Genomic DNA, 7,932 nt, shown 5'->3' on the forward strand with positions numbered 1-7,932 from the left:
AAAATTAGGTGAACTTTTTTATGTTTATCGAAGAGCAGATCAAAACCAACGAACAGTTTTGTTTATTCCAGGATTTGGCGGGGATAGTTGTTATTATAATTTCAAATCGATTATTGACCGATTGCCTTCAGAATGTGGGTATTTAGCTATTGATACAATAGGAACGGGTCGCAGTATTCAGTCATACATGGAACGATCAACAGAAAATATTTTACAAAATTTAATAGCGGTCCTAAAAGAAGAGCAAATCACTAGTGTCACCCTTGTTGGCCATAGTATGGGAGGTAGTTATGCTTTGTTATTTGCGTATCGCTATCCAGAATTAGTAGAGCAGATACTAGTAATCGAACCAACCTATAATGGAGTGAAGGCATTAGTAATAGCTGAAACAAACGAACAGCAACACCAAACGCCAGAGAGCATTCAAAAAGCTAAAAACGAAGGCGAGTTAACAATTGAAGAGTTTTTAGCAGTTGTCAATCCCAATAATTTGCCAAGTGAACGCCTTGAAAATGCGACTATTTTTTTTGCTGCATATGGAAATCAGTCATTATTGTACGAAGATGGCCACGTACTAAAGGTATTGGAAGACTTAGAGATCGTGGAGCAAAATGTACCAAAGAAAAAAATAGTTATCTTAGCAACGAATGAGCGGCTTACTGAATACCAACATTCGCTGTTTCTAAAGTCCACTACTGTTCATCTTTATTCGGTCGCAGGGAATCATTATTTGCAGTGGAGCGCAGTGCCTTTTGTGAGTATGCACGTGAACCAGTTGCTGACAAGCGAGAAATAAAAAAACTCACTAGTTGGGGGCTAGCGAGTCAGGGAGAAAGAAATGAAAAAAAGTTTGGTTTGTTTGGGTATGAATGAAGTATAGCGAGTCGAACTTAAAGAAAACATAAAGCCAAAAAGAAAGAAAAAAACCTGCTAGTGGGGGCTAGCAGGTCAGGGAGAAAAGAAATGAAAAAAGGTTAGGTTTGTTTGGGTATGGATGAAGTATAAGCAAAAAAGATTAAAGGAGTACTAAGAAAGTTTGAAGAGTTTTTGAACATGTGTAAAAAATTCATGAACACTTGGTCTTTTTATCGAGCCAAATAATCAATAAAGGCAGGCTCTTGATTGATTATTTGGGTGAAGTTGAAAATGGCTGGTGAACGAGTTCATTTAAAATAGCTGGGCGTAGCTGTGTCACTTGCTCTCTGGGTAACCATTGCGATGTACAACCATCTTCACTTTTCGGATCTCGCTTTGTAGGATCACTAAGGTGCACGTCATAGACAAAAAGTAGTTGCTGATACGGCTGATTATTTATACAAAAGTGATTTTCAATTAGCGCTAATAGGCGATTTGGGATGACTTGTAAAGCAGTCTCTTCAAAAAATTCACGGACAACGGCATCTTCTGTTGTTTCGCCAACTTTAATCGCGCCAACATGTAAGGTCTGTGTTCCGTCATTTTCAGTGGAAACAAGGTAATCATCGCCGTTTCGTAACAAACCACACGCGCGAATATCAACTGAAACACCAGCAATTTTTGTTCGAATATCTTGCATAAATTCATCTCCTTATTAGTGTCAGTATAGACTATCAAGGGAGCAAATACCTATTTATATGAAAACGAATCGTAAGAGGAGAGTAGCGAGTGAAAAAACTACGTGGGTTAAAGCGTAAGTGGCGCCGTATGTTCGAAAATTTAGATACGTTAGCACACTTAAGTGGACAGGAGGATGAAATTTTTATTGCAGAGTCCTTTAGTTATTACAAAAGAAAAATCACACAAGCACATCAAGCGGAAGTATTTGATAAATTGGTAACCATTCTTCGCCAAAAACAGTGTACTGATTCTTCTAGAGAGTATTTGTTGTGGTATTTGCCAGAAGACGTTTTTGCATCAAGTATCTATATGTTTCCCTCTCTTTTTGAAGTCCAAACATTTTTTAATGAACGAAAAGCGAACCGTACTGATAGCGATCATTATCTACTCACAGTAGCACCAGCAGTTACGCTACCAAGTTATCTAGTGAGTCGGATAGAAGAACCAATTGAGGCAATCAGTGTGAAGGCTAGACTAAAAGCACATTCAGATGAGACCAAAGTGGTACTTATTGCGAATGAAAAGCTAATACATGTGGCAAAAAGAGAGTGAAACTAAAAAAAAACTCGCTAGTTGGGGGCTAGCGAGTCAGGGAGAAAGAAATGAAAAAAAGTTTGGTTTGTTTGGGTATGAATAGAGTATAAGATGGGAAGCTTAAACAAACCTAAAAAGAGTAAAACACCTAAAATTCACGATAAAAGGCTACGGCTTCTCCTTGATCACAAGAGGAGAAGCCCATTTTTTTGATAAAAATGCCGCGTGTCGGGTGCTTCTTCAGTGAGTAAAACTTTCTGCCGTACTTGTGGATAACTTTCAATCATTTTTTGCATTAACTGAGTGCCAATTGTTTGATTTTGGTAACTAGGTAGCACGAGTAGGTCTTGGATATATAAAATAGTTACGCCATCGCCTACCGCGCGTACCAATCCCACTAATTCGTCGCCGTTCCATGCTGATATAACAGCAATGGAGTGGGTTATGGCTGCTTGTAATTGCTCGGGATCCTGCGTATAAGCAGACCACCCCACTTGAGTGTAAAGGTTCATCAAATCAGGTAGAGCAATCGCAGCATCTTGTCGATAAGTAATCATTATCGGTCCCTCCTAATAATCTGTGGATAACTTTTCTGTTTATATGACAGTTACATTGTATAACAAATGCATCATTATGCAAAATAAAGTGATAAATACCCATGTATATTTATACATAAAAGCATATCGATTCACAAAAAAAGAAAACGCTTAATATTTTTGACGTTTGTCTCTTTCATTTCGTTTATAGAGTAAAGGAGTGATTAAATGAGACGACTAAAGATTACATTTGAGAACAAAGAGGGACGGCGGCACACATTTGTAACGCAGAACTTTTCTGAGTTATTATCGAATGAAGAAATTGTTGCGATTGTAACGGATTTTTTGGCACAGGAGCAGTTTGCAGGGAATGGGGAATTTGAAAAGATTGTCAAAATTCGTATTGTTGAAAAGAAGACACAAAAGTTATTTTCGTGCTACCACTATAAAAATGAACGATATTACATTGCAAATAAACGAATGATGGGAAAACAATCATGAGTTTTCCGGAAAAGAAGTTGTTTCACGTGAAACAACTTCTTTTTTGCTGTAATTTAAAAAACGCAATGATTTTTTAAAGGAATACACATAGAGGCTGGCATCTATTGTAAGAAGAGTGAATTTGCGGTAAACTTAGACTTAGTCTGTGAAACATTCAATCTGTTTCACAAAATTGAAAACGAGCCGGTTTAGGCTGCTTCGTTGAAAGGAACGATTCATGTTACCAGAAGAATTTAAGACTCAGCTACAAAGCCAAGGAATTCAGTTGACGGATGAACAAATGTATCAATTTAAACGGTATTTTGAACTACTGGTTGAGTGGAATGAAAAGATTAATTTAACGGCCATTACTGAAGAAAAAGAAGTGTACCTGAAGCATTTCTATGATTCAATTTTATTAGCATTTTCTGAGGATTTTGATGCCAATGCGAGCTTGTGTGATGTTGGGTCTGGAGCAGGATTTCCAAGTATTCCTCTTAAAATAGTTTTTCCAACGTTACAAGTGACGATTGTGGATTCATTAAATAAGCGGATCACGTTTTTAAATGAGCTTGTCCAAGAACTAGGACTAGAGCAAGTTTCGTTATACCATGATCGTGCGGAAACATTCGGACAAAATCGTGATTTTCGCGAGTCGTTTGATTATGTGACTGCCCGTGCTGTGGCGCGCTTGAATGTCTTGAGCGAGCTATGCTTACCGTTAGTGAAAAAAGGCGGTGTGTTCTACGCTTTGAAGGCAACGAAAGCTGAAGAAGAATTGGTAGAAGCCAAGCCAGCAATCGCACAACTAGGTGGAAAGTTCAAAGAAGATGTGGTTATGACGTTACCTATTACGGGTGACACACGTCATTTTGTAGTAATTGAAAAGAAAAAAGAAACACCAAAAAAATACCCGAGAAAGCCAGGGTTACCAAATAAACAACCGATTAAGTAGGGAGGATCTATCATGGCACGAATTATCTCAGTTGCGAATCAAAAAGGCGGCGTTGGCAAAACGACAACGACAGTTAACCTAGGCTCTTGTTTGGCCTATATGGGTCAAAAAGTTCTCCTTGTCGATATGGATGCGCAAGGAAATGCAACAAGTGGTATGGGGATTCGCAAACCTGATGTGGAGCAAGATATCTATGATGTATTAGTCAATGAAGTGCCTATTGCAGATGCGATTTTGCCAAGTTCACGTGAAAATTTAGATATTGTACCAGCAACGTTGCAATTAGCGGGAGCAGAGATTGAATTGACTTCCATGATGGCACGCGAGTCTCGTTTGAAAACAGCCTTAAGTGAGCTTCATGCAAACTACGACTTTATTTTGATTGACTGTCCACCTTCATTAGGACATCTGACCATTAATGCCTTTACGGCAAGTGATGCGATTTTGATCCCTGTCCAATGTGAATATTATGCACTTGAAGGACTGAGTCAATTATTGAATACCGTTCGCTTGGTTCAAAAACACTTTAATCCAAGTCTAGAAATTGAAGGCGTGCTGTTAACGATGTTTGATGCTCGGACCAATTTAGGGGCTGAAGTCGTCGAAGAAGTTCGTCGCTATTTCCAAGAAAAAGTGTACGACACAGTGATTCCGAGAAATGTCCGTTTATCTGAAGCACCTAGTCATGGGCTATCGATTGTCGACTACGATATTCGCTCGAAAGGTGCTGAAGTGTATCAAGCATTAGCAAAGGAAGTGTTGGCTCGTGAAAAATAAGGGCAAAGGATTAGGTAAAGGAATAGACGCATTGTTTCAAGATATGGCTAGCTTGGAAGAAGTTGACGTTCAAAGAGATGAAGTAATCGAAGTCCCTTTAAATGAACTACGACCAAATCCCTATCAACCACGGAAGACATTTGATGAGTCTTCGTTGCAAGAGCTAGCTAGTTCTATAGAGCAATCTGGGGTCTTTCAACCAATCATTATTCGTAAGTCAGCGGTCAAAGGCTATGAAATTATTGCAGGTGAACGTCGGTTTCGGGCATCAAAACTAGCCAAAAAAGAAACCATTCCTGCAATCATCCGCTCATTTGATGAAGAAGCGATGATGCAAGTCGCCGTTCTTGAAAACTTGCAACGGGAAGACTTGAATCCGCTAGAAGAAGCAGAAGCCTATGATATGTTAATGAAGAATTTAAAGCTGACGCAAGCAGAAGTGGCTGAGCGCTTAGGTAAGAGCCGTCCGTATATCGCGAACTATTTGCGCCTTTTGGCATTACCCAAGCTAGTCAAAGAAATGGTACAAGATGAACGCTTATCGATGGGACAAGCGCGTACGCTCTTAGGGTTGAAGAAAAAAGATCAAATGCTAAAAATGGCCAATCGTTGCGTGAAAGAAAATCTAACTGTTCGTCAATTGGAGCAGTTGGTTGCAGCAACGAATGAAGCACGAGGCAAGAAGAAAGTCCCACGTATGATCAAAGAAAAGCCCTACTATCTAAGAGAAAGCGAAGACCGTCTCATGGATAAATTCGGTACGAGTGTAGAGATTCGTGAAAAAGAAGGCAAAGGGAAAATTGAAATCGAGTATCTTTCGCAAAGTGATTTGACTCGTATTTTAGACTTATTAGAAATTCATTTTGATGAAGCATAGCAAAACGAGTTGGAGGAAAGAAGCATGTACGATTTTGGAGACATTGTCATGATGAAAAAACCTCATGCTTGCCAAACGAATCGTTGGCAAATCATTCGTATGGGGGCAGACATCAAGATTAAATGCGAAAATTGTGGACACATCGTGATGATGCCACGCCGAGAATTTGATAAAAAATTAAAAAAAGTACTAGAAAAAGCAGAGAAAGAGTGAAGAAAAAATGGCATTGACTGCTGGAATCGTAGGATTACCAAACGTTGGTAAATCTACATTATTTAACGCAATTACGAAAGCGGGCGCTGAGGCGGCGAACTATCCGTTTGCAACAATCGACCCAAATGTAGGGATGGTGGAAGTACCAGATTGGCGCTTGCAACGATTAACAGAGCTTGTACGTCCTAAAAAGACTGTTCCGACAACTTTTGAATTTACTGATATTGCTGGGATTGTCCGCGGAGCAAGTAAAGGGGAAGGATTGGGCAACCAATTTTTGAGCCATATTCGCCAAGTTGATGCAATTTGTCATGTGGTTCGTTGTTTTGACGACGACAATATTACGCACGTAGAAGGTCGGGTTAATCCATTAGAAGATATTGATACAATTAACCTAGAATTAGTATTAGCTGACTTGGACTCGATTACGAAACGCTACACGCGCGTAGCCAAAGTCGCTAAAACCAAAGACAAACAAGCAGTCGCTGAATTAGCGGTGCTAGATAAAATTAAACCAGTCCTAGAAGAAGGACTATCTGCACGTTCCATTGAATTTACTGAAGAAGAGCAAAAAATTGTCAAGAGCTTGTTCTTATTGACGACTAAACCAGTGCTGTACGTCGCTAATGTGGCAGAAGAAGATGTCGCTGATACAGAAGGCAATCATTATGTTCAAGAAGTACGTAATTTTGCAGCAAGTGAAAATGCAGAAGTCATTGTCGTATGTGCACGCGCTGAAGAAGAAATTGCTGAGTTAGAAGAAGAGGATAAGGCTGAATTTTTAGAAGCTTTAGGTATCGAAGAATCTGGCTTAGATAAATTAATCCGAGCAGCGTATGACTTACTGGGCTTGGCTACGTACTTTACAGCAGGTGAGCAAGAAGTAAGAGCTTGGACTTTCCGTAAAGGGATTAAAGCACCGCAAGCGGCCGGGATCATCCATTCTGATTTTGAACGAGGGTTTATTCGAGCTGAGACTGTTTCATTTGAAGATTTAGATCACTACGGCAATATGCAAGCAGCCAAAGAAGCAGGTCGTGTTCGTTTAGAAGGAAAAGAATACGTCGTGCAAGATGGCGATGTTATGTTGTTTAGATTTAATGTATAAGCGAGAGCAAGGGGGAAATAAGATGGAACCAGAAGTACTTCGTTCATACGTCAGTGAAAATAGAGAACTAGAAACACAACTGACCAAGCGCAATGAACAATATATCTTTGATTTAAAAAAATCAATGGTCGCAGCCAACCTTTCTGAAGAAGAACAAGCGAAAACATTACATGAAATGTTGCCAGTATTAGTAAGAGAACAAAAAACAGGGAAAACAGCTCGCCAATTATTTGGCACAGTCTCTGAAAAGATGGATCGTCTATTGGAAGAACCACCAGTCGAAGAAACAAAATCACCCTGGTGGATGTGGCTAGACAATACGTTGTTGATCTTTGGGTTATTTGGGGTTGTTACAGGCTTGATGAGTCTATTAACCAAAAGTGAGAGTCAGACATTTGGCTTTGTTACCCTACTTGTTACTTCAGCAGTAGGAGGATGGGTATTTTACCTGTCATACAAATACATTTACCAATATGAACAGCCCGGTGCTGACCGCAGTCAACGTCCGAAAATGTGGAAGACAATCTTGATTTTAATGGCTGCCTTTTTCGTTTGGTTTGCTCTATTGTCAGTAACACAGTTATTACCAGCACCGTATAACTTTACCTTACCATCCATTGTGACGATTGCATTGGGTGCCGTGGCCCTAGCTGGTCGCTTTTATTTAAAGAAAAAATTCAACATCGCCAGCAGTATGGCAACACAACGTCCGAAAAAATAATGAGTGGCAAAGTTCTTAGCCTTTTGCTGAGAACTTTGCTTTATTCGTTTTAAGGAAGCGGGTCATAAAGCAATTTGTGCTACTAAATCCAAAAAAACGACAAGCAAAAAGCCAGAACACCCAAAAGGTTGCAAT

The 7,932-nt window shown here is 39.6% G+C and carries 11 protein-coding genes; 9 read left to right on the plus strand and 2 right to left on the minus strand.

Annotation, left to right across the window (positions count from 1 at the left end; genetic code table 11):
* Positions 1-796: alpha/beta fold hydrolase (locus HMPREF9088_RS03910; protein WP_007207847.1), on the plus strand; the 796-nt coding region annotated here is incomplete at its 5' end.
* Between the two features lie 330 nt (positions 797-1,126).
* On the opposite strand, the gene HMPREF9088_RS03915 is transcribed toward HMPREF9088_RS03910, so the two are convergent.
* Positions 1,127-1,555 carry an NUDIX hydrolase gene (locus tag HMPREF9088_RS03915; protein ID WP_007207848.1) on the minus strand — a complete coding sequence of 143 codons (429 nt, stop codon included), beginning with the start codon at positions 1,553-1,555 and terminating at the stop codon, positions 1,127-1,129.
* Between the two features lie 89 nt (positions 1,556-1,644).
* Here HMPREF9088_RS03915 and HMPREF9088_RS03920 point away from each other — a divergent pair, with 89 nt between their 5' ends.
* Positions 1,645-2,148 carry a hypothetical protein gene (locus tag HMPREF9088_RS03920; protein WP_081457061.1) on the plus strand — a complete coding sequence of 168 codons (504 nt, stop codon included), beginning with the start codon at positions 1,645-1,647 and terminating at the stop codon, positions 2,146-2,148.
* 167 nt (positions 2,149-2,315) lie between these two features.
* On the opposite strand, the gene HMPREF9088_RS03925 is transcribed toward HMPREF9088_RS03920, so the two are convergent.
* Positions 2,316-2,687, minus strand: a complete 372-nt coding sequence (locus HMPREF9088_RS03925; RefSeq protein ID WP_007207850.1) for a GNAT family N-acetyltransferase — start codon at positions 2,685-2,687, stop codon at positions 2,316-2,318.
* A gap of 207 nt (positions 2,688-2,894) precedes the next feature.
* Between HMPREF9088_RS03925 and HMPREF9088_RS03930 the strand changes: the two genes are divergently transcribed.
* From HMPREF9088_RS03930 to HMPREF9088_RS03960, 7 genes are all read left to right on the plus strand, one after another.
* Complete coding sequence (locus HMPREF9088_RS03930) at positions 2,895-3,167, plus strand: DUF2922 family protein (RefSeq protein ID WP_007207851.1); 273 nt, start codon at positions 2,895-2,897, stop codon at positions 3,165-3,167.
* Between the two features lie 217 nt (positions 3,168-3,384).
* Positions 3,385-4,101, plus strand: a complete 717-nt coding sequence (gene rsmG, locus HMPREF9088_RS03935; RefSeq protein WP_007207852.1) for a 16S rRNA (guanine(527)-N(7))-methyltransferase RsmG — start codon at positions 3,385-3,387, stop codon at positions 4,099-4,101.
* A 12-nt stretch (positions 4,102-4,113) separates the two neighbouring features.
* Positions 4,114-4,878: a ParA family protein gene (locus HMPREF9088_RS03940; protein WP_007207853.1), complete on the plus strand. Its 765-nt coding sequence runs from the start codon at positions 4,114-4,116 to the stop codon at positions 4,876-4,878.
* A complete protein-coding gene (locus HMPREF9088_RS03945) occupies positions 4,868-5,755 on the plus strand; it encodes a ParB/RepB/Spo0J family partition protein (RefSeq protein ID WP_007207854.1) in 888 nt (295 codons plus the stop codon). Before HMPREF9088_RS03940 ends, HMPREF9088_RS03945 begins: the two co-directional genes overlap by 11 nt.
* A gap of 24 nt (positions 5,756-5,779) precedes the next feature.
* Positions 5,780-5,968 carry a DUF951 domain-containing protein gene (locus HMPREF9088_RS03950; protein WP_007207855.1) on the plus strand — a complete coding sequence of 63 codons (189 nt, stop codon included), beginning with the start codon at positions 5,780-5,782 and terminating at the stop codon, positions 5,966-5,968.
* Positions 5,969-5,975: 7 nt separating this feature from the next.
* Positions 5,976-7,076 (plus strand): redox-regulated ATPase YchF, encoded by a 1,101-nt coding sequence (ychF, locus tag HMPREF9088_RS03955; protein ID WP_007207856.1) that lies wholly within the window; start codon positions 5,976-5,978, stop codon positions 7,074-7,076.
* Positions 7,077-7,098: 22 nt separating this feature from the next.
* Positions 7,099-7,797, plus strand: coding sequence for a DUF1129 domain-containing protein (locus HMPREF9088_RS03960; RefSeq protein WP_040366359.1), 699 nt, complete (start codon positions 7,099-7,101; stop codon positions 7,795-7,797).
* Positions 7,798-7,932: the final 135 nt, after the last annotated feature.

Origin of the sequence: Enterococcus italicus DSM 15952 (assembly GCF_000185365.1) — a bacterium.
GTDB classification, from domain to species: Bacteria; Bacillota; Bacilli; order Lactobacillales; family Enterococcaceae; genus Enterococcus_G; species Enterococcus_G italicus.

Bases quoted from the DNA above. Each gene is read 5' to 3' on its own strand.
- HMPREF9088_RS03915 (WP_007207848.1), bottom strand. From the start codon at position 1,555: ATGCAAGATATTCGAACAAAAATTGCTGGTGTTTCAGTTGATATTCGC.
- HMPREF9088_RS03925 (WP_007207850.1), bottom strand. From the start codon at position 2,687: ATGATTACTTATCGACAAGATGCTGCGATTGCTCTACCTGATTTGATG.
- HMPREF9088_RS03930 (WP_007207851.1), top strand. From the start codon at position 2,895: ATGAGACGACTAAAGATTACATTTGAGAACAAAGAGGGACGGCGGCAC.
- rsmG (WP_007207852.1), top strand. From the start codon at position 3,385: ATGTTACCAGAAGAATTTAAGACTCAGCTACAAAGCCAAGGAATTCAG.
- HMPREF9088_RS03940 (WP_007207853.1), top strand. From the start codon at position 4,114: ATGGCACGAATTATCTCAGTTGCGAATCAAAAAGGCGGCGTTGGCAAA.
- HMPREF9088_RS03950 (WP_007207855.1), top strand. From the start codon at position 5,780: ATGTACGATTTTGGAGACATTGTCATGATGAAAAAACCTCATGCTTGC.
- ychF (WP_007207856.1), top strand. From the start codon at position 5,976: ATGGCATTGACTGCTGGAATCGTAGGATTACCAAACGTTGGTAAATCT.
- HMPREF9088_RS03960 (WP_040366359.1), top strand. From the start codon at position 7,099: ATGGAACCAGAAGTACTTCGTTCATACGTCAGTGAAAATAGAGAACTA.